Source organism: Mycobacterium sp. IS-2888, assembly GCF_001954215.1.
Lineage (GTDB): Bacteria > Actinomycetota > Actinomycetes > Mycobacteriales > Mycobacteriaceae > Mycobacterium.
Window position 1 is genome coordinate 136,579 of sequence record NZ_MBET01000099.1, and the last position, 25,774, is coordinate 162,352.

The window sequence follows — 25,774 nt, forward strand, 5'->3', positions numbered from 1 at the left end:
GATTGCGCATTTCCGGGGTGGCTGAATCGGCCGTCCGCGCACGCCTAGGAGGTAGCCATGACGACGTCGGTGATAGTTGCTGGAGCGCGGACACCCATCGGCAAGTTGATGGGTTCGCTGAAGGACTTCTCGGCCAGCGATCTGGGCGCGATCGCGATCGCGGGCGCGCTGGAGAAGGCCAAGGTGCCGGCGAGTGCGGTCGAATACGTGATCATGGGACAGGTGTTGACGGCCGGGGCCGGCCAGATGCCCGCCCGGCAGGCCGCGGTGGCGGCCGGCATCGGCTGGGACGTTCCGGCGCTGACCATCAACAAGATGTGCCTGTCCGGCATCGACGCCATCGCGCTGGCTGACCAGCTCATTCGTGCCGGCGAGTTCGACGTGGTGGTGGCCGGCGGCCAGGAATCGATGACGAAGGCCCCGCACCTGCTGATGGACAGTCGCGCCGGCTACAAGTACGGCGACGTGACGGTGCTGGACCACATGGCCTACGACGGCCTGCACGACGTGTTCACCGACCAGCCGATGGGTGCGCTCACCGAGCAGCGCAACGACGTCGACAAGTTCACCCGCGCCGAACAGGACGAGTTCGCTGCGCGGTCCCACCAAAAGGCGGCCGCGGCGTGGAAGGACGGCGTCTTCACCGACGAGGTTGTGCCGGTGAACATTCCGCAGCGCAAGGGCGATCCGCTGCAGTTCACCGAGGACGAGGGGATCCGCGCAAACACCACCGCCGAGTCTCTGGCCGGTCTCAAACCGGCGTTTCGCAGCGACGGAACCATCACCGCCGGTTCGGCGTCGCAGATCTCCGACGGCGCGGCCGCGGTGGTGGTGATGAACAAGGACAAAGCGCAGCAGCTGGGGCTGAGCTGGCTGGTCGAGATCGGTGCGCACGGTGTCGTCGCCGGGCCCGATTCGACGCTGCAGTCGCAGCCGGCCAACGCCATCAAGAAGGCACTCGCCCGCGAGGGCATCTCCGTTGATCAGCTCGACGTGGTCGAGATCAACGAGGCGTTCTCGGCGGTGGCGCTGGCGTCGACGCGCGAACTCGGCGTGAATCCCGACATCGTCAACGTCAACGGCGGCGCGATCGCGGTCGGCCATCCGATCGGCATGTCGGGCGCCCGGATCACCCTGCATGCGGCGCTGGAACTGGCGCGCCGCGGGTCCGGCTACGGCGTGGCGGCGCTCTGCGGGGCCGGTGGCCAGGGCGACGCGCTGATTCTGCGGGCCGGTTAGCTGGACCGGACGGCGTTGCTGGGACGCGTGCGGTGAGCGGCGGGTGTGATTTTCGTCATACGGGCCGCTCGAGGGCCTTTCGGGCGGCGATTTCGGCGGGGTTTTGCCCCGCATGAGCACCGCATGAGCGCCGCGGCCACCGGGTGGATCGGTAGCCGACGCACATGACAGACTTGACGGCGTGACTCGTCCGCGACCCTCGATCGGACCCGCTTTGAGTGGTGCGGTCGATCTGTCCGGCCTCAAACAACGAGCTCAACAGAACGCCTCGGCGGCCGGGCCGACGGCTGCGCCCGCGCCGGGCGCCACGGAGGTCACCGAGGCGAACTTCGAGAACGAAGTCCTGGTCCGCTCCGACGAAGTTCCCGTGGTCGTAGCGCTGTGGTCGCCCCGCAGCGATGCCTGCGTCCAGCTGGTCGACACGCTGGGTGGCCTCGCCTCCGAGGACGGCGGCACGTGGTCGCTGGCGACGGTCAACGTCGACGTGGCGCCGCGGGTGGCGCAGATATTCGGTGTCGAGGCGGTCCCCACCGTGGTGGCTTTGGCCGCCGGGCAGCCGATTTCCAGCTTCCAGGGCGCGCAGCCCGCCGATCAATTGCGTCGCTGGCTGGACTCGATACTGTCGGCGACGGCCGGCAAGCTCAAGGGCCCCAGCGGTTCCGAGGGACCCGCGGAAGTCGATCCCGAGTTGGCGGCGGCCCGGCAGCATCTCGAGGCAGGCGACTTCGAGGCCGCGAAGGCGTCCTATGAAGCGCTGTTGGAGACGAATCCCGGCGGCGTCGAGGCGAAGGCGGCGATCCGGCAGATCGACTTCCTCACTCGCGCAACGGCGCAGCGCCCGGACGCCGTCGCCGTTGCAGACGCCGCTCCGGACGATGTCGATGCGGCGTTCGCGGCCGCCGACGTGCAACTGCTCAACCAGGATGTGGGTGCGGCGTTCGCGCGCCTGATCGCGTTGGTGCGCAGCACATCCGGCGACGAGCGCACCAGGGTGCGTACGAGGCTGATCGAGCTGTTCGAACTCTTCGACCCGGCCGATCCCGAGGTGATCGCGGGTCGGCGCAACCTCGCCAACGCCCTTTACTGAGAGTCGTTGGGGCCCTTTATATTCAGGCGGGCTCCAGCCACAACGCCGACGTGGGCGGCAACACCATCACCGCCGAGGCCGGACGGCCATGCCACGGGTCCTCGGTTGCGTCGACGCCACCGAGATTTCCGATCCCCGACCCGTTGTAGACCGTCGCGTCGGTGTTGAGCACCTCGCGCCAGCGGCCCGCGCTGGGCAGCCCCAGCCGGTAGCCGCTGTGCTCGGAGCCCGAGAAGTTGAACACGCAGGCCATGACCGAACCGTCGTTGCCGTACCGCAAGAAGCTCAATACGTTGTTCGCTGAATCGTTGGCGTCGATCCAGGAATAGCCCTCGGGGGTGGTGTCCTGGCTCCACAGCGCCGGATGGGTGCGGTAGATGTCGTTGATGTCACCCACGAGGCGCAGCACGCCGTTGGAGAACCCCACCTCGTCCAGCTGCCACCAGTCCAGGCCGTTTTGCTCGGACCACTCGGCGCGCTGACCGAATTCCTGCCCCATGAACAGCAACTGCTTGCCCGGATGCGCCCACTGGTAGGCCAGCAGGCTGCGCAGGCCGGCGGCCTTGACGTGGTTGTTGCCCGGCATGCGCCCCCACAATGTGCCCTTGCCGTGCACCACCTCGTCGTGGCTGAGCGGCAGCACGTAGTTCTCGCTGAACGCGTAGAGCATCGAGAAGGTCATCTCGTGGTGGTGATAGCTGCGGTGAATGGGGTCGCGGCTGATGTAGTCCAGCGTGTCGTGCATCCAGCCCATGTTCCATTTCATCGAAAAGCCCAGGCCGCCAAGGCTGGTCGGCCGTGTCACCCCCGGCCATGAGGTCGATTCCTCGGCGATCGTGACGATGCCCGGCGCCACCTTGTGTGCTGTGGCGTTCATCTCCTGCAGGAACTGCACCGCCTCCAGGTTCTCGCGGCCGCCGTAGATGTTGGGGGTCCAGCCGCCCTCCGGGCGCGAATAGTCCAGGTAGAGCATCGACGCGACGGCGTCCACGCGTAAGCCGTCGATGTGGAATTCCTCGAGCCAGTACAACGCGTTGGCCACCAGGAAGTTGCGCACCTCCCGACGGCCGAAGTCGAACACGTAAGTGCCCCAGTCGAGTTGCTCCCCGCGTTTGGGATCGGAATGCTCGTACAACGGGGTGCCGTCGAACCGTCCCAGCGCCCATGCGTCCTTGGGGAAGTGCGCCGGCACCCAGTCCACGATGACGCCGATGCCGGCTTGATGCAGGGCGTCGACCAGGGCCCGGAAATCGTCGGGTGTCCCGAATCGCGATGTTGGCGCGTAGTACGACGTGACCTGATATCCCCAGGATCCGGCGAACGGGTGCTCGGCCACCGGGAGCAGCTCCACGTGGGTAAACCCATGTTCCACAACGTAATCCGTCAGTTCCCGGGCCAGCTGGCGGTAGCTGAGCCCGGGGCGCCACGAGCCGAGATGGACCTCGTAAGTGCTCATCGGCTCGAACACCGGGTTGCGCCGCGCACGCGCTGCCACCCACTCGTCGTCGGCCCACTGGTACTGGCTGACCGTCACACGCGATGCGGTGTGCGGCGGCACCTCGGTGGCAAAAGCGAACGGATCGGCCCGCTCGGTGACGACGCCGTCGGCGCCGTGCACGCGGAACTTGTACAACCCGTCGACGGGGAACCCCGGCCAGAACAACTCCCACACTCCGGACGAGCCCAGCACCCGCATCGGGGCGTCGGTGCCGGTCCAGCCGTTGAACTCGCCGATCAGGCTGACGCCCTTGGCGTTGGGGGCCCACACGGCGAACGACACCCCGTTGACGACACCGTCGGCCGTGGTGAACGAGCGGGGGTGGGCGCCAAGCACTTCCCAGAGCCGCTCGTGTCGGCCTTCGGCGAACAGATGCAGGTCCATTTCGCCCAGGGTGGGCAGGAATCGGTAGGCGTCGGCGACCGTGTACGGGGCGGAACCGTCGTAGCTGATCTGCAGTCGGTAGTCGATCAGGTCGACGAACGGCAGCGCCACGGCGAACAGACCCGAATCGATATGGCGCATCGGGAACCGGTCGTCACCGACGAGCGCGACGACCTCGGCGGCATGCGGACGGAACGCCCGGATGACGGTGTGGTCGCCGTACTCGTGGGCGCCCAGGATGCCGTGCGGGTTGTAGTGCGCCCCCGACACCAGGCGCGTCAGATCGGCGGGGTCGGGCGCTAGGTGCGCCCCGGCTAGTTGGTCAGCTCGGCTCACGTCCGCTCACCTCCTGCGTAGCAACGTAATTCGGGATTCGTACGGTATGAGCGGCATGTTGATGATGTGTGCGACCGCCTGAGCGGGGTCGATACGAACGTAATTCGCTTGCCCCCATTGGAATTCCTGGCCGGTAATCTCGTCGCGTACCCAAAAACGTTCGTACGGTTCCATACCCAATGCGGCCATGTCTAACCACAACGTGGCCTCCTCGGGCCCGAACGCGTTGAGGGTCACCACGACGAGCACGCAATCTCCGGTGGCCGGGTCGAACTTGCTGTAGGCCATCAACGCGTCGTTATCCACGCCGTGGAAGTGGATGGTGCGCAACTGCTGCAGCGCGGGATGCAGCCGGCGAATGGCGTTGAGCTGCTTGATGAGCGGCTCGAGTGATTTGCCTTCGGCGAGCGCGCCGGCATAGTCGCGGGGGCGCAATTCGTATTTCTCCGAGTTCAGGTACTCCTCGCTGCCTTCCCGCACCGCTCGGTGCTCGAACAGCTCGTAACCGGAATACATGCCCCACGCCGGGCTCATGGTCGCCGCCAGCACCGCGCGGATGGCGAACATGCCGGGGCCGTTGTGCTGCAGGATGGCGTGCAGGATGTCGGGGGTGTTGACGAAAAGATTCGGCCGGCGGAAGTCCGCGAGCGCGGCAACGTCGTCGCCGAATTCGGTGAGTTCCCATTTCGCGGTGCGCCAGGTGAAGTAGCTGTAGGACTGGGTGAAGCCGAGCTTGGCCAGCCCGTATTGGCGCGCCGGCGGGGTGAAAGCCTCCGAGAGGAACAGCACGTCGGGGTCGGTGTCCTTGACCTGACCGATCAGCCAGGCCCAGAAGTCCGGCGGCTTGGTGTGCGGGTTGTCGACTCGAAAGAACTTGACGCCGTGGTCGATCCAGTGCCGGACCACGCGCAGCACTTCGTCGTAGAGGCCGGCGGGATCGTTGTCGAAGTTGAGCGGGTAGATGTCCTGGTACTTCTTCGGGGGATTCTCCGCGTAGGCGATGGTGCCGTCCGGCAATTCGGTGAACCACTGCCGGTGATCGCGGGCCCACGGGTGGTCCGGTGCGCATTGCAGCGCCAGATCCAGCGCCACCTCCATGCCGAGATCGCGTGCGGCGGCGACGAAATCGTCGAAGTCGTCGATGGTGCCCAACTGGGGGTGAATGGCGTCGTGGCCACCCTCGTCGCTGCCGATGGCCCACGGCGATCCCACGTCGCCGCGAGCGGCGGTCGGGGAGTTGTTGCGGCCCTTGCGATGTACCTTGCCGATCGGGTGGATCGGCGGCAGGTAGACGACGTCGAAACCCATCTCCGCGATGCGGGGCAGCTCGGCGGCCGCCGTGGCGAAGGTGCCGTGGACCGGTTTGCCGGCGGCGTCCCACCCGCCGGTCGAGCGCGGAAACATCTCGTACCACGAGCCGAAGCGGGCCAGCGGCCGGTCCACCCAGATCCCGAATTGCTCGCCCCGGGTGACGATGTCGCGCAGCGGATAGTCGGTCAGAAGTTCATCGATCTCGGGCGACAGGGCCAGCGCCGTGCGCGTCACCGGGTCCCCGCGGGTCCGCAGCGCCTTGGCGGCCGCCAGCAGCGGATCGCGACCCGCGCGCGGCACCCCGGTCGCGGCGCGCTCGAACAGCGCAGCACCGATCAACAGATCGTTGGACAGCTCGATTTCGCCCTGGCCGGCGTCCAGCTTGGCGACGAGTCCGTGCCGCCAGGTGTGGATCGGATCTCCCCACCCGTCGACGCGGAACGTCCACAGGCCCACCCGGTCGGGGGTGAATTGGCCGTGGAAAACGTACGGCTCCTGGCCCATCGTCATCCGAAGCTGCAGCGGCTTGACCCGTTCGGTCACCTTGGCGTCGCGTGCTGACACCGGCCGTTCCGGCGCCTGGACCGCCTTGATCCGGCGGGTCTCCGCTACCTGCGGATAGCGCGGCCCCAGGTATCGCACCACGAGGGTCGCCGCGACGGCCTCGTGGCCCTCACGCCACACCGTCGCACTGACCGGGACCATCTCACCGACCACGGCTTTGGCGGGGTAGGCGCCGCATGAAACGACGGGCTGGACGTTATCGATCTCGACACGACCGGGCACCACCACTCCGTTCCGATTGTGTGCGGCCAGACCGCGGAGTGCTGCGTCGCGGAATGCCTATCGTCGAAAAACTCTCCAATGGGGATGATTCTCTGCTCGGGAAGCATCTTTGCTGCCCAATAACTACCCGATACCCACCCTAGTGTCCGGCCACACACATGGGCCAAAAGCGGTGGCTGAGCTCGCCGTGCACACGGGCGATTCCTCAGTAAGGTAGAGACGCGTGAAAGCCCTCCGCCGCTTTACCGTCCGTGCTCACCTACCCGAGCGCCTTGCCGCGCTGGACCAGCTGTCGAACAACCTGCGGTGGTCGTGGGACAAGCCGACGCAGGATCTCTTCGCAACCATCGAGCCGACGTTGTGGGAGCGTTGCGGTCGAGACCCCGTTGCGCTGCTGGGTGCGGTGAAGCCGGCCCGGCTTGACGAGTTGGCGCTCGACGAAGGGTTCCTGTCTCGGCTCGACGAACTGGCCGCCGAGCTGAACGACTACCTCAGCCGTCCACTGTGGTATCAGCAACACCAACAGGCCGGGGCCGCGATGCCGGCTGCCGTCGCCTACTTCTCGATGGAGTTCGGCGTTGCCGAGGTGCTGCCCAATTACTCCGGCGGCCTGGGCATCCTCGCCGGTGACCACCTGAAGTCGGCCTCGGATCTCGGCGTGCCGCTGATCGCGGTGGGCCTGTACTACCGTTCCGGCTACTTCCGGCAGTCGCTGACGGCGGATGGCTGGCAGAACGAGACCTACCCCTCACTGGATCCGCAGGGCCTGCCGTTGCGGCTGCTGACCGACGCCACCGGCGATCCGGTGCTGGTCGAGTTGAGCCTGCCCGACTCGGCGCAGCTGCGGGCCCGGGTGTGGGTCGCGCAGGTGGGCCGCGTTCCGCTGCTGCTGCTGGATTCCGACGTGCCTGAGAACGAGCACGAACTGCGCAGCGTCACCGATCGCCTGTACGGCGGCGATCAGGAGCATCGGATGCGGCAGGAGATCCTGGCGGGTATCGGCGGGGTACGGGCGATCCGCGCGTTCACCGCCATCGAAGGGCTGCCCGCGCCTGAGGTCTTTCACATGAACGAGGGCCACGCGGGATTCCTCGGAGCCGAACGCATCCGCGAGCTGATCACCGATTCGGGATTGGATTTCGACACCGCGTTGGCCGTCGTGCGATCCAGCACCGTGTTCACCACGCACACCCCGGTGCCCGCCGGAATCGACCGCTTCCCCGTCGAGATGGTGCGGCTCTACTTCGACGACCATCTCGACGACGAACCCGATAAGAAGCGCGGCCCGAGCGCGCCCATGTTGCTGCCCGGCGTGCCGACCGCGCGGATCATCGCGCTCGGTGCCGAAGACGACCCGGAGAAGTTCAACATGGCCCACATGGGTCTGCGACTTGCCCAGCGCGCCAACGGTGTGTCGTTGCTGCACGGCCGGGTGAGCCGGGCCATGTTCAACGAGCTTTGGCCCGGATTCGACCCCGCCGAGGTACCCATCGGGTCGATCACCAACGGCGTGCACGCGCGCACCTGGGCGGCGCCGCAGTGGTTGCAGCTCGGCCGCGAGCTGGCGGGGTCGAACTCGTTCAGCGACCCCGGTGTCTGGTTGCGCCTGCAGGAGGTCGACCCCGGTCATCTGTGGTGGATCCGGTCGCAACTACGGGCGCTGTTGGTCCAGGATGTCCGGGCGCGGCTGCGCCGCTCGTGGCTGGAACGCGGTGCCTCGGATGCCGAATTGAGCTGGATCGCAACCGCATTCGATCCCGACGTGCTCACCATCGGGTTCGCTCGGCGGGTTCCGACATACAAACGGCTGACGCTGATGCTGCGCGATCCGGACCGACTCGAACAGTTGTTGCTCGACGAACAACGACCGATTCAGCTGATCGTCGCCGGCAAATCGCACCCCGCCGACGACGGGGGCAAGGCGTTGATCCAGCAGGTGGTGCGCTTCGCCGACCGGCCCGAGGTGCGCCACCGCATCGCGTTCCTGCCCGACTACGACATGTCGATGGCCCGGCTGTTGTACTGGGGCTGCGACGTCTGGTTGAACAATCCGCTGCGGCCCCTGGAAGCCTGCGGCACCTCGGGCATGAAGAGCGCGCTCAACGGCGGTCTGAACCTGTCCATCCGCGACGGCTGGTGGGACGAATGTTACGACGGCGAAAACGGTTGGGAGATACCGTCTGCCGACGGGCTGACCGACGAGGCCCGTCGCGACGACCTGGAGTCCAGCGCGCTGTACAACCTGCTGGAGCAAGCGGTGGCACCGAAGTTCTACGAGCGCGACGAGCATGGGGTGCCGCCGCGGTGGATCGAAATGGTGCGCCACACCTTGCAGACGCTGGGCCCGAAAGTGCTGGCGTCGCGGATGGTGCGCGACTACGTCGAGAACTACTACACCCCGGCCGCGCAGTCGTTGCGAAGGACGGTCGCGCCGGTCGAGGGCGACGAGAGTGCCGGGGAGTTCGGCACCGCCCGTGAGCTGGCCGCCTACCGCAGGCGCGCCGAAGAAGCCTGGCCCAAGATCGATATCACCGACGTCGACAGCACCGGCCTGCCGGATACCCCGGTGCTGGGCTCGAAGCTGACCCTGACCGCGACCGTGCAATTGGCCGGGCTGGCACCCGACGAGGTCACCGTCCAGGCGTTGGTGGGCAGGGTGGACGCCGGCGACGCGTTGCAGGACCCGCTGACCGTCGAGATGTCGTATACCGGCACCGCCGAGGGGGGCAACCAGGTCTTCTCGACCACGATGACGCTGCCGCTGGCCGGCGCGCTCGGATACACGGTGCGGGTGCTCCCCAACCATCCGATGCTCGCCGCCGGCAACGAGCTCGGCCTGGTCACCCTGGCCCGTTAGCCGGCTCGGCGGTGCGCAGCCGCTCCAGCGCCGCGCGGACCTGCGCGGCGTCGGTGGTCTGCCAAAACGGCGGCAGCGAGGCGCGCAGGTAACCGCTGTAGCGGGCGGTGGCCATCCGCGAGTCGAGCACCGCGACGACGCCGCGGTCGGTGACGCGGCGCAACAGCCGTCCCGACCCCTGCGCGAGCAGCAGCGCCGCGTGGCTGGCGGCGACGGCCATGAAGCCGTTGCCCCCGCGCGCGGCGACGGCGCGCTGGCGAGCGCCCAGCAGCGGGTCGTCGGGCCGGGGGAACGGGATGCGGTCGATCATCACCAGCGACAGCGACGGGCCCGGCACGTCGACGCCCTGCCACAGCGACAGCGTGCCGAACAGCGAAGTCTCGGCGTCGGCGCTGAATTGCTCGACGAGCGCGGTGGTGCTGTCGTCGCCCTGACACAGGACCGGGGTCGGCAGCCGTTCGCGCATGGCCTCGGCGGCGGCCCGGGCGGCCCGCATCGATGAGAACAATCCCAGCGTGCGCCCGCCGGCCGCGGTGATGAGGTCGGCGATCTCGGTCAGTTGCTCGGCCGAGCCGGCGCCGTCGCGTCCCGGCGGCGGCAGATGGGCCGCGACGTAGAGGATGCCCGCCTTGGCGTGGTGGAAAGGCGATCCGACGTCGAGGCCGCGCCAGCGTGGGTATTCGCCGGAGTCCGGTCCGGCCAGCCCCCACGCGGTCGCCATCGCGTCGAAGGAGCCGCCAACCGTGAGGGTCGCCGACGTCAACACGGTCGTCGACCGCGCGAACACCCGATCGCGCAGCAACGCGGCGACCGACAGCGGCGCCACCCGCAGCACCGGGCGCGGCGAACCGCGATTGTCCTCGTGATCCAGCCAGACCACGTCCGTGCGATCGGGGATCGCGGGGGCGAAGGAGGCCAGGACACGCGACGCCGTATCGGATATTTCGCTCAGCGCGGCAACCGCTTCGGCGCGCGCCGCGGCGGCCTTGGCGTCGCTGGTGGTGTCGATCGCCGAGCGTGCCGCAGCGGCGCCATCGCGCAGCGCGGCCAGATAGGTCGCCATCTCGTCGTCCAGATGGTCGATGCGGCCCGGTGTTGCGTCGTGGATCGCGGCCCCGAAGTTGGCCGATGCCGCCTCCAGCCGCTGGGTTATCTCGGGATCCACCAGCCGGGCAATCCGCCGGGATGCAACACCGAGCGTGGCCGGCGTCAGCTCCGCGGTGGCCACCGACGTCACCCGGTCGACCAGCTCGTGCGCCTCGTCGACCACCAACAGCGCGTGCTCGGGCAGCACCGCCGATTCGGCAACCGCATCGATGGCCAGCAAGGCGTGGTTGGTGACGACGACGTCGGCGCGGCCGGCCGTGGCGCGCGCCCGTTCCGAAAAGCACTCGGTGCCGAACGGGCAGCGGGCCACCCCGAGGCACTCCCGCGCGGAGACGCTGACCTGCGACCAGGATCGGTCCGGCACACCGGGTTTGAGGTCGTCGCGGTCACCGGTGTCGGTCGTCGAGGCCCAGGCGGTGAGCCGCTGCACGTCGCGGCCCAGCGCGGTGACCGCCACCGCGTCGAAGAGCTCGTCCTGCGGTTCGTCGGACCCGTCGGCGGCGGCACCGTTATGGATCTTGTTCAGGCACAGGTAGTTTCGTCGCCCCTTCAGCAGCGCGAACCGCGGCGGGCGCGGCAGCGCGTCAGTGAGCGAATCGGCCAGCCGGGGCAGGTCGCGATCGACGAGTTGGCGCTGCAGCGCGATCGTGGCGGTCGACACGACGACGGGGCCGTCCTCGTTGACGGCGCGGACGATCGCGGGAACCAAATACGCCAGCGACTTCCCGGTGCCGGTGCCCGCCTGCACGACGAGGTGCTCGCCGGTTTCGAAGGCCCGCGCGACGGCGTCGGCCATTTCCTGCTGTCCGCTGCGTTCGCTGCCGCCGAGCGCGGCCACCGCGGTGGCCAGCAACTCGGGCACGGATGCTTCCGGCATGGCTCAGAAGCCGACCCGCACGGTCGGGATCGCCGGATCGCCGTGCGCCAATTTCAGCCCCTCCCACGGCAGGCTGTGCAGCCCGGACGCCACCAGGTCCCGGGCGGCGGCCAGCGCCCCGCGACCCGTTTCGGTCACCGCCTCCCCGCCGCGCACCAGCGGGACCGTCAGCACCCGGAACGGCTCGGTGGCTTCCGGCGGATTGCCGGCCGGGTACAGCACCTCCTCGGTGATCGTGCCGGTGGGGCGGCAGCGCCGCAGCGCCTCTTTTCGGCCGCCGTCGGATTCCTTGTGGGCGCTGCGCTTGTGCACCGGCATGCCGTCCACCTCGACCAACTTGTAGACCATGCTCGCGGTGGGTGCGCCCGAGCCGGTGACCAGTGACGTGCCGACGCCGTAGCTGTCCACCGGCTCGGCGCGCAACGCGGCGATGGAGAACTCGTCGAGGTCGCCGGACACCACGATGCTGGTCCGGGTCGCGCCCAGCTGGTCGAGTTGCTGGCGCACCTGGCGGGCCAGCACGCCCAGCTCACCGGAGTCGAGGCGCACCCCACCCAGCTCGGCACCGGCGGCGGCCACGGCATTGGCCACGCCGGTCGTCACGTCGTAGGTGTCCACCAGCAGCGTGGTTTGCGCGCCCAGCGCGTCGACCTGGGCACGAAATGCGGCGACTTCGTCGGGCCCGTCCCGCCGGGTGTGCAGCATCGTGAAAGCGTGTGCCGCGGTGCCCTCCGTGGGGATCCCGTATTGCCGTTCGGCTTCCAGGTTGGACGTCGCGGTAAACCCGGCGATATAGGCGGCGCGCGCCGCCGCCACCGCCGCGCGTTCGTGGGTTCGCCGTGATCCCATCTCGATCAGCGGTCGGTCCTGCGCGGCGCTGACCATTCGCGCCGCCGCGGAGGCGATCGCGGTGTCGTGGTTGAAGATCGACAGCGCCAGCGTTTCGAGCACCACGCATTCGGCGAAGCTGCCGCTCACGGACAACACCGGCGAACCGGGGAAGTACAGCTCGCCTTCGGCGTAGCCGTCGATATCGCCGCCGAAGCGGAAATCGCGGAGGTAGCGCAGCGTGTCGTCGTCCAGGAATTGCGCGAGCAGCTGGCACGCCTCGTCGTCAAACCTGAACTGCGGCAACACTTCCAGCAGCCGGCCGGTGCCGGCGACCACGCCGTAGCGGCGACCCTCGGGCAGGCGGCGGGCGAACAGTTCGAACGTGGTCGGGCGATGCGCGGTGCCATCGCGCAGCGCCGCCGCGAGCATGGTCAACTCGTATTTGTCCGTTAGCAGCCCAGCGAGGGCCGGGTCGTTCATTCCGTAAAGGTAACGGCTGGCTGCGAGCGAGCCGTCTCTCGGTATCGTGGAGGCCATGGTTGTTGCGTCAGCACCCACCAAGCCTGGCACTACCGGACAACGCGAGTCCGCTCCGGCCCACGTCACGGCCAGTCCCTGGGTCACCATCGTGTGGGACGACCCGGTCAACCTGATGACCTACGTGACGTATGTATTCCAGAAGTTGTTCGGATACAGCGAGCCGCATGCCACCAAGCTGATGCTGCAGGTGCACAACGAGGGCAAGGCGGTGGTGTCCGCGGGCAGCCGGGAGTCCATGGAAGTCGACGTGTCCAAACTGCACGCCGCCGGTTTGTGGGCGACGATGCAGCAGGACCGCTGAGATTCGAGGGCACCCGGGATTCCGCGTGCGCAAATGGAAGCGCGTCGAGACCGCAAACGGTCCCCGTTTTCGGTCCGCCTTGGCTCCCCATGAGGCGGACCTGCTCAAGAACCTCGTCACCGCGATGATCGGTTTGCTCGACGAGCGCGAATCTTCTTCGCCGGCAGACGAACTCGAAGAGATCACCGGTATCAAGACCGGAAACTCCGAACGGCCGCGGGAGTCGACGCTGCGACGGCTGCTGCCCGATTTCTACAAATCCGATCAGGACGACGCCGCGGCCGACACCTCCGAAGGCCTCAACGCCGCGCTGCGCAGCCTGCACGAGCCGGAGATCATCAACGCCAAACGTGTTGCCGCACAGGAGTTGTTGGACACGCTGCCGGCCGAAGGCGGCCGGTTCGAACTGACCGAGGACGGCGCCAACGCATGGATCGCGGCGGTCAACGACATTCGGCTGACGCTGGGCGTCCTGCTCGAAATCGGGCCCGAGGGCCCAGATCGCCTGCCATCGGACCATCCGTTGGCCGCGCATTACGACGTGTATCAGTGGCTGACCGTCCTGCAGGAATATCTGGTCCTGGTGCTGATGGGGCGGCCGGCCGGATGAACTCCGTCACCGACGTCGGGGGAATCCGCGTCGGCCACTACCAGCGACTGGATCCCGACGCGTCCTTGGGCGCCGGTTGGGCATGCGGCGTGAGCGTCGTGTTGACCCCGCCCGGGACGGTCGGCGCCGTCGATTGCCGCGGTGGCGCGCCCGGCACGCGCGAGAGCGATCTGCTGGATCCGGTCAACACCGTGCGATTCGTCGACGCGGTGTTGCTCGCCGGTGGCAGCGCCTACGGCCTCGCCGCCGCCGACGGCGTCATGCGCTGGCTCGAGGAACACGAGCGCGGCGTGGCGATGGAGGGCGGCGTGGTGCCAATCGTGCCCGCGGCGGTGATCTTCGACCTGCCGGTCGGTGGCTGGGACCGGCGGCCGGACGCCGAGTTCGGCTACCAAGCGGCGCTCGCCGCGAGCGACGAAGGGGTGTCGGTCGGGACCGTCGGCGCTGGGGTCGGGGCGCGCGCCGGTGTGCTCAAGGGCGGCATCGGGACCGCCTCGACGACACTGCCGTCCGGCGTGACGGTCGGCGCCCTCGTCGCGGTGAACTGCGCGGGCGACGTCGTCGACCGGGCCACCGGTCTCCCGTGGATGGCGGCGCTGACCGAGGAGTTCGCCCTGCGGCCGCCGCCGGCCGACCAGATCGACGCGTTCGCCCGGCTGCCGTCGCCGTTGAGCCCGCTGAATACCACGATCGCGGTGGTGGCCACCGACGCCGCGCTGACCCCGGCGGGCTGCCGGCGTGTCGCGATCGCCGCCCATGACGGCCTGGCCCGCACCATCCGGCCGGCACACACACCGCTGGACGGCGACACCGTGTTCGCGCTGGCTACCGGGGCCGTCGAGGTGGCGCCGGCGGTCGGCTCGACACCACCGCCCGCCGCATTTTCGCCGGAGACCGCGCTGACCACCGAGGTGGGCGCGGCCGCGGCCGATTGCCTGGCGCGCGCCGTGCTGGTCGGGGTGCTGGCCGCGGAGTCGGTGGCCGGAATACCCACCTACCGCGGCATGTTGCCCGGAGCATTCGGCCCCTAGCGGAAAGGGAAAGGTTGACGTGCTGGTGATCCGTGCCGACCTGGTGGACGCCATGGTCGCCCACGCGCGTCGTGACCACCCCGACGAAGCCTGCGGGGTGCTGGCCGGCCCGGACGGCTCGGATCGTCCGGAGCGGCACATCGCGATGGTCAACGCCGAACGTTCGCCGACGTTTTACCGCTTCGACGCGCACGAGCAGCTGAAGGTGTGGCGGGCGATGGACGATGCCGACGAGGTCCCGGTCGTCATCTATCACTCACACACCGCGACCGAGGCCTACCCGAGCCGCACCGACGTGAAGCTGGCCGCCGAGCCGGACGCGCACTACGTGCTGGTGTCCACCCGTGACCCCGACCGCCACGAGCTGCGCAGCTATCGCATCGTCGACGGCGTCGTCACCGAAGAGCCTGTCGATATCGTCGAGCAGTACTGAACACAGTTCGAGAAAGGCCCGCATGAGCGTCACCGTGTCCATCCCAACCATCCTCCGGCCGCACACCGGCGGCGAGAAGCGCGTCTCGGCGAGCGGTGACACGCTGGGCGCCATCATCAGCGACCTGGAGGCCAACTACTCCGGCATCTCCGAGCGGCTGATCGACTCCGACAATCCGGGCAAGCTGCATCGCTTCGTGAACATCTACGTCAACGACGAGGACGTGCGATTCTCCGGCGGCCTGGACACCACGGTCGCCGACGGCGACTCGGTGACCATCCTGCCCGCGGTGGCGGGCGGGTAAGCGGGGCGCATGACGCGTTACGACTCGCTGCTGGCCGCGCTGGGCAACACGCCGCTGGTCGGCCTGTCGCGGCTCTCACCGCGCTGGAGCGACGGGCCGGACGGGCCGCACGTGCGGCTGTGGGCCAAGCTCGAGGACCGGAACCCGACCGGCTCGATCAAGGACCGCCCGGCGCTGCGGATGATCGAACGGGCCGAAGAGGACGGGCTACTGGCGCCCGGCGCGACGATCCTCGAGCCCACTAGCGGCAACACCGGCATCTCGCTGGCGATGGCGGCCCGGCTGAAGGGCTACCAGCTGATCTGCGTGATGCCCGAGAACACGTCCGTCGAACGGCGTCAGCTGCTCGAGCTCTACGGCGCGCGGATCATCTTCTCGCCGGCGGAGGGCGGGTCGAACACCGCGGTGGCGACCGCCAAGGAGCTGGCCGCGGCCAACCCGTCATGGGTGATGCTCTATCAGTACGGCAACCCCGCCAACACCGATTCGCACTACCGCGGCACCGGGCCCGAGCTGCTAGCCGACCTGCCCGAGATCACCCACTTCGTGGCCGGCCTGGGCACCACCGGCACCCTGATGGGCACCGGGCGGTTCCTGCGCGAGCACGTTCCCGACGTCAAGATCGTGGCCGCCGAACCCCGCTACGGCGAAGGCGTGTACGCGCTGCGCAACATCGACGAGGGATTCGTGCCCGAACTCTATGACCCCGACGTATTGACCGCCCGCTACTCGGTCGGCGCGGCCGACGCGATCCGTCGCACTCGCGAGCTGGTGGACTCCGAAGGAATCTTTGCGGGCATCTCGACCGGCGCGGTGCTGCATGCGGCGCTGGGCATCGCCCGACAGGCGTTCAACGACGGTGCGCGCGCCGACATCGCCTTCGTGGTGGCCGACGCCGGCTGGAAGTATCTGTCCACCGGCGCCTATGCCGGTAGCCTGGACGATGCCGAAAACGCTCTGGAAGGGCAGCTATGGGCATGACCGGCCCCGCCGGGAACCGAACACCGGCGCAGGGTTCCAAGAAGCGGCCCGACTGGATGGTGGGCGGTGCCACGATCGTCACGTTCGTGGCTTTGCTGTACGTCATCGAGCTGATCGATCAGCTGATGCACCATTCGCTGGACCGCAACGGCATCAGGCCGCTGGAAGCCGACGGGCTGTGGGGGATCATCTGGGCGCCGTTCCTGCACGCGAGCTGGACGCACCTGCTGGCCAACACCGTCCCGGCGTTGGTGCTCGGCTTCCTGATGACGCTCGCCGGCCTGTCCCGGTTCGTCTGGGCCACCGCCATCGTGTGGATCGTCGGCGGCTTCGGCACCTGGCTGATCGGCAACTGGGGCGGCTGTCGTTTCGAGTCCGACCACATCGGGGCCTCCGGCCTGATCTTCGGCTGGCTGACGTTCTTGCTGGTCTTCGGCATATTCGTGCGCAGATTCTGGGACATCGTCACCGGTTTGGTGGTGCTCTTCGCCTACGGCGGCATCTTGGTCAGCGCCGTGCCGGTGCTCGACAAATGCGGCGGTGTGTCGTGGCAGGGCCATCTGTGCGGCGCGCTGGCCGGAATCCTGGCGGCCTACGTCCTGTCTGGTCCGGAGCGCAAGGCCCGCGCCTCGAGGAAAGCCGGTTCGCGGCGCCCCAAGACATGAGCTCGCCATTAGCGCCCGTCGGTGTCTTCGACTCCGGCGTCGGGGGTCTGACCGTCGCGCGGGCCATCATCGACCAGCTGCCCGACGAGGACATGATCTACGTCGGCGACACCGGCAACGGTCCCTACGGCCCGCTGACCATTCCCGAGGTCCGAGCGCACGCGCTGGCCATCGGTGACGATCTCGTCGACCGCGGCGTCAAGGCCCTGGTGATCGCGTGCAACACGGCGTCCGCGGCGTGCCTGCGGGACGCCCGCGAGCGCTACGACGTGCCGGTCGTCGAGGTGATCCTGCCCGCGGTGCGTCGCGCGGTGACCGCCACCCGCAATGGCCGCATCGGTGTCATCGGCACCCAGGCGACCATCGCCTCGCACGCCTACCAGGACGCGTTCGCCGCCGCCCGCGACACCGAGATCACCGCGGTGGCCTGCCCGCGGTTCGTCGACTTCGTCGAGCGCGGCGTCACCAGCGGCCGTCAGGTGCTGGGGCTGGCCGAGGGCTACCTAGAGCCCTTGCAGCGCGCGCAGGTCGACACCCTAGTGCTGGGATGCACGCACTATCCGCTGCTGTCGGGGCTGATCCAGCTGGCGATGGGCGAGAACGTCACGCTGGTTTCGAGTGCCGAGGAAACCGCCAAGGAAGTGCTGCGGGTGCTCACCGAGCGGGACCTGCTGCGGCCCCACGACGCGGCGGCTGCCACCCGGGTGTTCGAGTCCACCGGCGACCCCGAGGCGTTCACCAAACTGGCCGCGCGCTTCCTGGGTCCCGCGGTGACCGGCGTCCAACCCGTGCGCCGCTCGCGTATCGACTAGCCCGGCCTAGCTGCGCAAGCGCGCGGGGAGATTCTCATCACATCAATGCGGCAATGTTTTCTCCACGCTGCTATCGGGCATGGCACAGTAGTGTCCGTGCGAATAACCGTGCTCGGCTGCTCGGGCAGCGTGGTCGGTCCGGATTCGCCTGCATCGGGTTATCTGCTTCGGGCTCCGGATACCCCGCCGTTGGTCCTCGACTTCGGCGGGGGTGTCCTCGGCGCGCTACAGCGATACATGGATCCCGGCTCGGTGCATGTGCTGCTGTCCCATCTGCACGCCGACCACTGTCTGGACATGCCGGGGTTGTTCGTATGGCGCCGCTACCACCCGTCGCGCCCGCTCGGCAAGGCGTTGCTGTACGGCCCGAGCGACACGTGGTCACGGTTGGGGGCAGCGTCCTCGCCCTATGGCGGGGAAATCGACGATTGCTCCGACATCTTCGACGTCCACCACTGGGTCGACGGTGAGCCGGTGACGTTCGGCGCGCTCACCGTGACGCCGCGGGTGGTGGCTCATCCGACCGAGTCCTACGGCTTGCGGGTGACCGATCCCAGCGGCGCCTCGTTCGTCTACAGCGGTGACACGGGAACGTGCGATCAGCTCATCGAGCTGGCCCGCGACGCCGACGTCTTCCTGTGCGAGGCCTCGTGGACGCACGCGCATGACCGTCCGCCCGCCCTGCACCTCTCGGGCACCGAGGCCGGCAGGGCCGCGGCACAGGCCGGCGTTCGCGAGCTGCTGCTGACACACATCCCGCCGTGGACGTCGCGTGAGGACGTGATCAGCGAGGCCAAGGCCGAGTTCGACGGCCCCGTGCATGCGGTCGTATGCGGTGAGACGTTCGATGTCCGCCACTCGGAAAGGGTCTGAGTCAACCGGTTAGGGTTGGCGTCGTGTCCAAACGAGAAGACGGTCGCCTCGACGACGAGCTTCGCCCCGTCGTCATCACCCGCGGGTTCACCGAAAACCCGGCGGGCTCGGTCCTGATCGAATTCGGTCACACCAAAGTCATGTGCACCGCCAGCGTCACCGAGGGCGTGCCGCGCTGGCGCAAGGGGTCGGGCCTGGGGTGGCTGACCGCGGAGTACGCGATGTTGCCGTCGGCCACGCACACTCGCTCCGATCGTGAATCGGTGCGCGGCCGCCTGTCCGGGCGCACCCAGGAGATCAGCCGGCTGGTCGGCCGGTCGCTGCGAGCCTGCATCGACCTGGCGGCGTTGGGGGAGAACACAATCGCCGTCGACTGCGATGTGTTGCAAGCCGACGGCGGCACCCGCACCGCGGCCATCACGGGCGCCTACGTGGCGCTGGCCGACGCGGTGACTTATCTTTCGGCGGCGGGAAAGCTTTCCGATCCCCGGCCGCTGTCGTGCGCTATCGCGGCGGTCTCCGTCGGCGTGGTGGACGGCAGGATTCGGGTGGACCTGCCCTACGAGGAGGACGCGCGCGCCGAGGTGGACATGAACGTCGTGGCCACCGACACCGGGACTCTGGTCGAGGTTCAGGGGACCGGTGAGGGCGCGACGTTTCCGCGTTCGACGCTGGACAAGCTGCTCGACATGGCGCTCGGCGCTTGCGACACCTTGTTCGCGGCGCAGCGGGAGGCATTGGAGCGGCCGTACCCGGGTGTGTTGCCCGAGGGGCCGCCACCGCCGAAGGCGTTCGGAAGCTGACCCACCTACTGGTCGCCAGCCGCAACCCCAAGAAGCTGGCCGAGCTGCGCCGTGTGCTGGACGGCGCCGGACTGTCCGGCTTGACGCTGCTGTCGCTGAACGATGTGGCGCCTTTCGACGAGGCGCCCGAAACCGGTGCGACCTTCGAGGACAACGCATTGGCCAAGGCGCGGGATGCGTTTGCCGCGACCGGTTTTGCGAGTGTGGCCGACGATTCCGGTTTGGAGGTGGCCGCTATGCGCGGGATGCCGGGCGTGCTGTCGGCGCGTTGGTCCGGTAAACACGGCGACGACGCCGCCAACACCGCGTTGCTCCTGGCGCAGCTGCGGGACGTCCCCGACTCGCGGCGAGGCGCGGCCTTCGTGTCGGCCTGCGCACTGGTGTCGTCATCCGGCGAAGTCGTCGTCCGCGGCGAGTGGCCGGGCAGCATCGCCCGCGAGCCGCGCGGCGACGGCGGATTCGGTTACGACCCCGTCTTCATTCCCGACGGAAGCGACCGCACCGCAGCGCAACTCAGCCCCGCCGAGAAGGATGCCGTCTCGCATCGAGGTCGCGCGCTGGCACTGTTGGTGCCGGCGCTGCGAGCGCTGGCCGCGCGAACGTGACTGCAGCGTCACGTTCGGCGTCGAGCGTGACGCTAGAGTCACGCTCGAGCCCTAAATCCCGAAGCGCGCCTTGACGTCCTTGGTCTGGAAATGCTCGACGATGATCCCGAGCAGCGGGATGGTGCCGGACAGCAGCACGCCGATGGTCTTGGCGATCGGCCAGCGGACCTTGACCGCCAGATTGAACGCCGCCAGCACGTAGACGAAATACACCCAGCCGTGCACCACTTCGATCCACCGGATCTCGTGGTGGAACACGAGATGCGAGACGATCTCGTAGCACAGGGCGATCAGCCAGATACCCGTTGTCCACGCCATGATCCGGTAGCCGAACAACGCGGTGCGGATCTTCTCGACGGGGAAGGCCGGCGCACCGGGTTTCTCGGGTGTGGTCATGCGGTAGTCCTGTTCTGCTTTTCGGCGTCGTTCTTGGCGAGCTCTGCCAGATAGGCGTTGTACTCCCGCAGCGCGGGATCGTCGGGCGGTTGTTGCGTGGGCGTGGGGCGCTCGGGCAGCAGCCCGGCGGGTATCTCGGTGACGGCGCCGCCCTTCCGCGGTTCCGGTGGCGCCTCCTCGTAGCGCACGAACTTGCGGTAGGCGTACACGCAGAACCACGCGAACAGCGGCCACTGCAGCGCATACCCGAGGTTCTGGAAGGTTCCCGAGGCGGACTGAAACCGGGTCCACTGCCACCAGCCCAGGGCCAGGCAGCCGCAGGCGGCGACGATCACCAGAATGATCAGCGCGGGCCTGCGACGACGTGTAGTGGACACCCCTTGAAGGTACCGCGCGACGGTTCGGGCCCAGGCCGAGGCGATACGATCGCCGGGTCCGCGGGCGTGGCGGAATTGGCAGACGCGATGGTTTTAGGTGCCATTGCTCGTGAGAGCTTGAGGGTTCGAGTCCCTCCGCCCGCACACTTTCTGTTTCGCCGTGCATTCCGCGGGTAACCGCGATGAATCGCACCAAAGGAAGACGCCATGGCGACCGGACGCGAGCCCTCCGAAGAATCCGTCTCCGCACAAGACCTGGCGGCCGCGGAACGCAGAGTCGCGGAGGCTCGCGGACGCGCCGCCCACGCGGGACTCTCGGCCGCCCGCAGCATCGAGGAATCGGCGCGCCAGCACGAACGGCTCGCGAGCGTGCAAGACGTGACGGTCGACCGAGGCGTCTCGCACACAGACGTGCACCGCAGGTCCGCAGAGCGCCATCGCGAAGCCGCCGCCGAGGACCGCAAGATGGCCGAGGCGAAGCGCAAAGAGTCCGAAGCAGACCTGGCAATCGGCCCAAACCCGCGCGCGCCGCGCAGTCGCTAGCCCCCTCTCACTAACGCCTTGAGTTGACCTTTGGTTAGGCAACCCTTAGTTTGTGAGGGCAACTACTAGCCGAAGGGTGGCGGAACGCGCCGTCACGGGAGAGGACCGCTCATGGGACGCGGGTTGCAGGGTGTGATCTTGCGGGGTTTGGGTGCCCGCGACCACGCCGCAACGGTAATCGAAACCGTCCGCATCGCACCGCATTTCGTGCGGGTGCGGATGGAGTCGCCGACGCTCTTCGAGGACGCGAAGGCCGAACCCGCGGCCTGGTTGCGGTTCTGGTTTCCCGACCCCGACGGGTCGAACACCGAGTTCCAGCGCGCCTACACGATCTCCGAGGCGGACGTCGCCGCGGGCCGGTTCGCGGTCGACGTCGTGCTGCACGAACCTGCCGGACCGGCGTCGTTGTGGGCGAGATCGGTGGAACCTGGCACGACAATCGCAGTCATGTGCTTGATGGGCTCGTCGCGCTTCGCTGTTCCCGACGAGCCCCCCGCCGGCTACCTACTGATCGGTGACTCGGCATCGATCCCCGGGATGAATGGGATCGTCGAAGCCCTCCCGGACGATGTACCGATCGAGATGTACCTCGAGCGGCACGACGACAACGACGGGTTGATCCCGCTGGCGAAACACCCTCGGCTGCAAGTGCATTGGGTCGCACGCCGCGACGAGAGGTCGTTGGCCGAGGCGATCGAGGGCCGCGAATGGACGGGCTGGTACGTGTGGGCGACGCCCGAGGCCGCGACCCTCAAGCACGTCCGACGCAGGCTGCGTGACGAGTTCGGCCTGCGCAAGTCCCAGATACACGCCCAGGCCTACTGGAACGCCGGGCGGGCAATGGGCACCCGTCGTGGAGACAAGACGGACGCCGGCATCGCCGGCGGACCCCCAACGGCGGACCCGCGCTGACCGGACCGACCCTCGGCCTCCGCCCTTGCCGTATGCCTTACAGTTGAGCCGTCCATCGACGGTCTCGGTACGGAGGCGTGCTGCCCATGAGTGCTGTGGTGTCCATTCCGCGGTATCCCGGCGACGTCACGCCCGAGTGGCTGTCGGCCGTGCTTCGCGAACGCCACCCAACCGTCGAGGTGTCGCACGTGGACGTGGTTGCGATCGGCACCGGCCAGACCGGCGCGACCTACCGGGTAACGGCCCGCTACGCGACGGATCCGCGTGATCTGCCGCAGACCTACGTGATCAAGCTGCCGGCCCAGGACGACACCGTGCGCGACCGGGTCGTCATCGGTTATCGCAGCGAGTGCGCGTTCTACTCGTCCGTGGCCGATCGGGTGCAGGTGCCGACCCCGCGGTGCTTCTACTGCGAGATCACCGAGGATGCAATGGATTTCGCCCTGCTGCTGGCCGATCAAGCGCCGGCGGTTCAGGGCGATCAGCTCGCCGGCTGCGGTGAAGCCGAAGCGCGCCTCGCGGCAAACGCTTTGGCGGGCCTGCACGCGCCCAGCTGGTGCGACCCGGCCTGGCTGGATTTTCCGGGCATCGCGTTTGGCCGCCCGGACGAGGCCGGCGCCCGCGGCATGGGCGAGGTGGCGCGGATGAGCGCCGACATCACCATCGAGAAGCTGGGCGATCGAATGAGCGCGGAAGACCGCGAAACATTCCGCACCGCAATGGGTTTGGTGGAACCGTGGCTGCTGGCCGAGTATGACCGGTTTGCCCTGCTGCACGGGGACTATCGCCTGGACAACATGCTGTTCGATCCGGACCGAACGCGGGTCAGCGTGGTCGACTGGCAGACGCTCGGCGTGGGCCTGCCGGCCAGGGATCTCGCCTACTTCACCGCGACGAGCCTGAATTCGCGACTGCGCGCCAGCATCGAGGAGGAGCTCGTCGCCGACTATCACCGGGCGTTGACGGGTGGCGGGGTCACCGACTACGACCGCGAAACATGTTGGCGTGACTACCGGCTCGGTGTACTGCAGGCGCCGCTGATCTCGGCGCTGGGGTTCGCGTTCGCGGCCGCCACCGAGCGCGGCGACGACATGGTGCTGGCCATGCTCAGCCGCGGCTGCCAAGCGATCCGCGACCTGGGGACGCTGGAATTGCTGCGCTGATGTGAGCGCGGCGCAATCAGTACTGCGTGGAGCCCTGGTCTACCCGGATCTGCGCCGCGGTGACCTTCCGCGATTCGTCGCTGGCCAGCCAGCACACGGCGTCGGCGATCTCTTCCGGCTCGGCCACCCAGTCGGGCAGAAACGGGGTGAGGACGTGGGTCAGCTGTGGATTGGTTTCCATGGCTTTGCCTATCGCCTCCACCATTTCGATGGATCCCATCGGGGTGTTCACCGGACCCGGATGAACGCTGTTGACCCGGATCGAGTGTTTGCCCAACTCGGCGGCGAAGGCGCGGGCCAGCCCGGTGACGGCGTGCTTGCTCGCGGTGTAGTGCACCATGAACGGCTGCATTTTCGCCCCGGCCGCCGAGCTGATCAGGATGATCGAGCCACCGCGGCCCCCGTCGATGATCTTGTCGGCGCCGGCCATCACGGTGTTCCAGGTGCCCAGCACATTGACGTCCATCACGTCGCGAAAGGATTCCGGCGTGATGTCGTTCCAGGCCTGCGGGGCCGCGATCCCGGCGTTGGCCACGATGATGTCCAGTCGCCCCAGTGCGGCGACCCCGTCGTCGACCGCCTTGCGCAGCCCGTCGAAATCGCGAGTGTCAACGACCGACGTCACAATCCGGCGACCCGTTTCTTCAACCAGCCGAGCCGTTTCGGCGAGGTCCTCCTCGGTCGCCGGCGGATAGGGAACGCAGGACGGGAGCTTGCCGGCGATGTCGACGGCGATGATGTCGGCCCCCTCCTCGGCCATCCGAATGGCGTGCGCCCGCCCCTGCCCGCGCGCCGCTCCGGTGATGAACGCGACCTTGCCTTCGAGTCTGCCGGTCATCGCTGCGCCGCCTTGACAAGATTGGACCCGATGATCAGACGCTGAATCTCGCTGGTGCCCTCGTAGAGCCGCAGCAGTCGCACGTCGCGGTAGATCCTTTCGACGGGCACGCCGTGCATGTAGCCGCTGCCGCCATGGATCTGTACCGCGAGATCCGCTACCTTGCCGGCCATTTCGGTGCAGAACAGCTTCGCCGCCGACGGCGCGACCCGGCGGTCCCCGTTGGTGACCCATAGCCGGGCCGCGTCGCGGACCAGCGCCCGACCGGCCAGCACCCCGGTCTGCTGGTCGGCGATCATCGCCTGCACCAACTGGAAGTTTCCGATCGGCGTCCCGCCCTGCGTCGCGGTGGCGGCGTAGGACACCGACTCGTCGAGAGCGCGTTGCGCGGCTCCCACCGCGAGCGCGGCGATGTGCACCCGGCCGCGCGCCAGAGAGGTCATCGCCGCCCGATAGCCGTGGTCTTCGCTGCCGCCGATCAGCGCGTCGGTGCCCAGTCGCACGTCGTCGAAGCTGACATCCGCGGTCCACGCGCCTTCTTGGCCCATCTTGGCGTCCTTGGTGCCGACCTCGACGCCCGCTGCGTCCGCGGGCACCAGGAAGACGGCGATCCCCGGCCCTTGGTCGTCGGCCGGGCGGGTCCGCGCGAACACCACGAACAGGTCGGCGACGGGCGCGTTGGTGATAAAGCGCTTCTGCCCGGAGATCACCCAATCGCTCCCGTCGCGGACCGCTTTGCTTCGCAGGCCCGCTGGGTTGGATCCGGCGCCGGGCTCGGTCAGCGCGAAGGAGGCGACGACGTCGCCCGACGCCATTGGCTCGAGCCAGCGCTTCTTCTGTTCGTCGGTGCCGAAGCCGACGAGAACCTGTCCGGCGATGCCGTTGTTGGTGCCGAACATCGACCGCAGCGCCAGCGAGGTGTAGCCCAATTCCATTGCCAGCTCGACATCTTGCACAAGATCGAGCCCAAGGCCGCCCCACTGCTGAGGAATCGCGTACCCGAACAAACCCATCGTCTTGGCCTGTTCGCGCAGATCATCGGGCACCCGGTCGTCGGTCAGGATCTCCTGCTCGCGCGGGATCACCGCGGTGCGGACGAAGTGACGGGTCGCCTCAAGGATCGCCTGGAAATCTTCGTCCGAGACTTCGCGGTCTTCGTGGACTCCCGCGACGGTCATGCGCAGACGCTCCTTTTCCTCGAATGGGTACCCCAGCTCCCAGGACAGGATCCTATATGAAATATGATATTCGGATCGCAGGGGTCCCCCTGGGAG

General features: G+C 68.1%; 24 protein-coding genes, 1 tRNA gene and 1 pseudogene. 18 read left to right on the forward strand and 8 right to left on the reverse strand.

Going from position 1 to position 25,774, the window contains the following annotated elements:
* Positions 1 to 57 precede the first annotated feature (57 nt).
* Both A5745_RS19475 and A5745_RS19480 read left to right on the forward strand, forming a co-directional pair.
* Complete coding sequence (locus A5745_RS19475) at positions 58 to 1,239, forward strand: acetyl-CoA C-acetyltransferase (protein ID WP_076118190.1); 1,182 nt, start codon at positions 58 to 60, stop codon at positions 1,237 to 1,239.
* A 181-nt stretch (positions 1,240 to 1,420) separates the two neighbouring features.
* Entirely contained in the window at positions 1,421 to 2,326 is a 906-nt protein-coding gene (locus A5745_RS19480) for a tetratricopeptide repeat protein (RefSeq protein ID WP_076118192.1), read from the forward strand.
* Positions 2,327 to 2,348: 22 nt separating this feature from the next.
* On the opposite strand, the gene glgB is transcribed toward A5745_RS19480, so the two are convergent.
* Complete coding sequence (gene glgB / locus A5745_RS19485) at positions 2,349 to 4,544, reverse strand: 1,4-alpha-glucan branching protein GlgB (protein ID WP_076118194.1); 2,196 nt, start codon at positions 4,542 to 4,544, stop codon at positions 2,349 to 2,351.
* Between the two features lie 6 nt (positions 4,545 to 4,550).
* The gene (locus A5745_RS19490) at positions 4,551 to 6,641 is read right to left on the reverse strand and encodes an alpha-1,4-glucan--maltose-1-phosphate maltosyltransferase (protein ID WP_217695294.1); all 2,091 of its coding nucleotides are present in this window, start codon (positions 6,639 to 6,641) and stop codon (positions 4,551 to 4,553) included.
* Between the two features lie 223 nt (positions 6,642 to 6,864).
* Between A5745_RS19490 and glgP the strand changes: the two genes are divergently transcribed.
* Positions 6,865 to 9,498, forward strand: a complete 2,634-nt coding sequence (gene glgP / locus A5745_RS19495; protein ID WP_076118197.1) for an alpha-glucan family phosphorylase — start codon at positions 6,865 to 6,867, stop codon at positions 9,496 to 9,498.
* Here the strand turns inward: glgP and A5745_RS19500 are convergent.
* The gene (locus A5745_RS19500; RefSeq protein WP_076118199.1) at positions 9,482 to 11,482 is read right to left on the reverse strand and encodes an ATP-dependent DNA helicase; all 2,001 of its coding nucleotides are present in this window, start codon (positions 11,480 to 11,482) and stop codon (positions 9,482 to 9,484) included. The two genes, glgP and A5745_RS19500, sit on opposite strands and share 17 nt — an antisense overlap.
* A gap of 3 nt (positions 11,483 to 11,485) precedes the next feature.
* Entirely contained in the window at positions 11,486 to 12,793 is a 1,308-nt protein-coding gene (locus A5745_RS19505) for a nicotinate phosphoribosyltransferase (protein WP_076118201.1), read from the reverse strand.
* Between the two features lie 55 nt (positions 12,794 to 12,848).
* Between A5745_RS19505 and clpS the strand changes: the two genes are divergently transcribed.
* From clpS to rdgB, 11 genes are all read left to right on the forward strand, one after another.
* Complete coding sequence (gene clpS, locus A5745_RS19510) at positions 12,849 to 13,154, forward strand: ATP-dependent Clp protease adapter ClpS (protein ID WP_076060322.1); 306 nt, start codon at positions 12,849 to 12,851, stop codon at positions 13,152 to 13,154.
* Positions 13,155 to 13,179: 25 nt separating this feature from the next.
* The gene (locus tag A5745_RS19515; RefSeq protein WP_076118203.1) at positions 13,180 to 13,764 is read left to right on the forward strand and encodes a DUF2017 domain-containing protein; all 585 of its coding nucleotides are present in this window, start codon (positions 13,180 to 13,182) and stop codon (positions 13,762 to 13,764) included.
* On the forward strand, positions 13,761 to 14,795 hold the full coding sequence (locus A5745_RS19520) for a P1 family peptidase (RefSeq protein WP_076060325.1): 1,035 nt from the start codon (positions 13,761 to 13,763) through the stop codon (positions 14,793 to 14,795). The genes A5745_RS19515 and A5745_RS19520 overlap by 4 nt, the downstream gene beginning before the upstream one ends.
* Before the next feature lie 19 nt (positions 14,796 to 14,814).
* Positions 14,815 to 15,228: a Mov34/MPN/PAD-1 family protein gene (locus tag A5745_RS19525; protein WP_076060327.1), complete on the forward strand. Its 414-nt coding sequence runs from the start codon at positions 14,815 to 14,817 to the stop codon at positions 15,226 to 15,228.
* 22 nt (positions 15,229 to 15,250) lie between these two features.
* A complete protein-coding gene (locus tag A5745_RS19530; protein ID WP_076060329.1) occupies positions 15,251 to 15,532 on the forward strand; it encodes a MoaD/ThiS family protein in 282 nt (93 codons plus the stop codon).
* 9 nt (positions 15,533 to 15,541) lie between these two features.
* Positions 15,542 to 16,513, forward strand: coding sequence for a cysteine synthase (locus A5745_RS19535; protein ID WP_076118205.1), 972 nt, complete (start codon positions 15,542 to 15,544; stop codon positions 16,511 to 16,513).
* Positions 16,504 to 17,178 carry a rhomboid family intramembrane serine protease gene (locus tag A5745_RS19540; protein WP_076118207.1) on the forward strand — a complete coding sequence of 225 codons (675 nt, stop codon included), beginning with the start codon at positions 16,504 to 16,506 and terminating at the stop codon, positions 17,176 to 17,178. Before A5745_RS19535 ends, A5745_RS19540 begins: the two co-directional genes overlap by 10 nt.
* Positions 17,175 to 17,990 carry a glutamate racemase gene (murI, locus tag A5745_RS19545; RefSeq protein WP_076118209.1) on the forward strand — a complete coding sequence of 272 codons (816 nt, stop codon included), beginning with the start codon at positions 17,175 to 17,177 and terminating at the stop codon, positions 17,988 to 17,990. The genes A5745_RS19540 and murI overlap by 4 nt, the downstream gene beginning before the upstream one ends.
* Positions 17,991 to 18,080: 90 nt before the next feature.
* Complete coding sequence (locus A5745_RS19550) at positions 18,081 to 18,863, forward strand: cyclic nucleotide-degrading phosphodiesterase (RefSeq protein ID WP_076060334.1); 783 nt, start codon at positions 18,081 to 18,083, stop codon at positions 18,861 to 18,863.
* 23 nt (positions 18,864 to 18,886) lie between these two features.
* A complete protein-coding gene (gene rph, locus A5745_RS19555) occupies positions 18,887 to 19,666 on the forward strand; it encodes a ribonuclease PH (protein ID WP_076060335.1) in 780 nt (259 codons plus the stop codon).
* A complete protein-coding gene (rdgB, locus tag A5745_RS19560; RefSeq protein ID WP_076060657.1) occupies positions 19,663 to 20,271 on the forward strand; it encodes an RdgB/HAM1 family non-canonical purine NTP pyrophosphatase in 609 nt (202 codons plus the stop codon). Before rph ends, rdgB begins: the two co-directional genes overlap by 4 nt.
* Positions 20,272 to 20,322: 51 nt before the next feature.
* Here rdgB and A5745_RS19565 read toward each other — a convergent pair whose 3' ends face one another.
* Entirely contained in the window at positions 20,323 to 20,667 is a 345-nt protein-coding gene (locus A5745_RS19565; RefSeq protein WP_076118211.1) for a DUF3817 domain-containing protein, read from the reverse strand.
* Positions 20,664 to 21,044 (reverse strand): hypothetical protein, encoded by a 381-nt coding sequence (locus tag A5745_RS19570; RefSeq protein ID WP_076118213.1) that lies wholly within the window; start codon positions 21,042 to 21,044, stop codon positions 20,664 to 20,666. Before A5745_RS19570 ends, A5745_RS19565 begins: the two co-directional genes overlap by 4 nt.
* Before the next feature lie 60 nt (positions 21,045 to 21,104).
* Between A5745_RS19570 and A5745_RS19575 the strand changes: the two genes are divergently transcribed.
* From A5745_RS19575 to A5745_RS19590, 4 genes and pseudogenes are all read left to right on the forward strand, one after another.
* Positions 21,105 to 21,188, forward strand: a tRNA-Leu gene (locus tag A5745_RS19575).
* A 63-nt stretch (positions 21,189 to 21,251) separates the two neighbouring features.
* On the forward strand, positions 21,252 to 21,587 hold the full coding sequence (locus A5745_RS19580) for a hypothetical protein (protein ID WP_076060341.1): 336 nt from the start codon (positions 21,252 to 21,254) through the stop codon (positions 21,585 to 21,587).
* Between the two features lie 111 nt (positions 21,588 to 21,698).
* Positions 21,699 to 22,442, forward strand: a pseudogene (locus tag A5745_RS19585) (siderophore-interacting protein); the annotation flags it as partial.
* A 143-nt stretch (positions 22,443 to 22,585) separates the two neighbouring features.
* Entirely contained in the window at positions 22,586 to 23,662 is a 1,077-nt protein-coding gene (locus A5745_RS19590) for a phosphotransferase family protein (protein WP_076060342.1), read from the forward strand.
* 16 nt (positions 23,663 to 23,678) lie between these two features.
* Here the strand turns inward: A5745_RS19590 and A5745_RS19595 are convergent, their stop codons facing one another.
* Entirely contained in the window at positions 23,679 to 24,500 is an 822-nt protein-coding gene (locus A5745_RS19595; protein ID WP_076118215.1) for a mycofactocin-coupled SDR family oxidoreductase, read from the reverse strand.
* Entirely contained in the window at positions 24,497 to 25,678 is a 1,182-nt protein-coding gene (locus A5745_RS19600; protein ID WP_076118217.1) for an acyl-CoA dehydrogenase family protein, read from the reverse strand. Before A5745_RS19600 ends, A5745_RS19595 begins: the two co-directional genes overlap by 4 nt.
* Between the last annotated feature and the right edge of the window lie 96 nt (positions 25,679 to 25,774).

Bases quoted from the DNA above. Each gene is read 5' to 3' on its own strand.
- A5745_RS19475 (WP_076118190.1), top strand. From the start codon at position 58: ATGACGACGTCGGTGATAGTTGCTGGAGCGCGGACACCCATCGGCAAG.
- A5745_RS19500 (WP_076118199.1), bottom strand. From the start codon at position 11,482: ATGCCGGAAGCATCCGTGCCCGAGTTGCTGGCCACCGCGGTGGCCGCG.
- A5745_RS19505 (WP_076118201.1), bottom strand. From the start codon at position 12,793: ATGAACGACCCGGCCCTCGCTGGGCTGCTAACGGACAAATACGAGTTG.
- clpS (WP_076060322.1), top strand. From the start codon at position 12,849: ATGGTTGTTGCGTCAGCACCCACCAAGCCTGGCACTACCGGACAACGC.
- A5745_RS19520 (WP_076060325.1), top strand. From the start codon at position 13,761: ATGAACTCCGTCACCGACGTCGGGGGAATCCGCGTCGGCCACTACCAG.
- A5745_RS19530 (WP_076060329.1), top strand. From the start codon at position 15,251: ATGAGCGTCACCGTGTCCATCCCAACCATCCTCCGGCCGCACACCGGC.
- A5745_RS19535 (WP_076118205.1), top strand. From the start codon at position 15,542: ATGACGCGTTACGACTCGCTGCTGGCCGCGCTGGGCAACACGCCGCTG.
- A5745_RS19540 (WP_076118207.1), top strand. From the start codon at position 16,504: ATGGGCATGACCGGCCCCGCCGGGAACCGAACACCGGCGCAGGGTTCC.
- murI (WP_076118209.1), top strand. From the start codon at position 17,175: ATGAGCTCGCCATTAGCGCCCGTCGGTGTCTTCGACTCCGGCGTCGGG.
- A5745_RS19565 (WP_076118211.1), bottom strand. From the start codon at position 20,667: ATGACCACACCCGAGAAACCCGGTGCGCCGGCCTTCCCCGTCGAGAAG.
- A5745_RS19580 (WP_076060341.1), top strand. From the start codon at position 21,252: ATGGCGACCGGACGCGAGCCCTCCGAAGAATCCGTCTCCGCACAAGAC.
- A5745_RS19590 (WP_076060342.1), top strand. From the start codon at position 22,586: ATGAGTGCTGTGGTGTCCATTCCGCGGTATCCCGGCGACGTCACGCCC.
- A5745_RS19595 (WP_076118215.1), bottom strand. From the start codon at position 24,500: ATGACCGGCAGACTCGAAGGCAAGGTCGCGTTCATCACCGGAGCGGCG.
- A5745_RS19600 (WP_076118217.1), bottom strand. From the start codon at position 25,678: ATGACCGTCGCGGGAGTCCACGAAGACCGCGAAGTCTCGGACGAAGAT.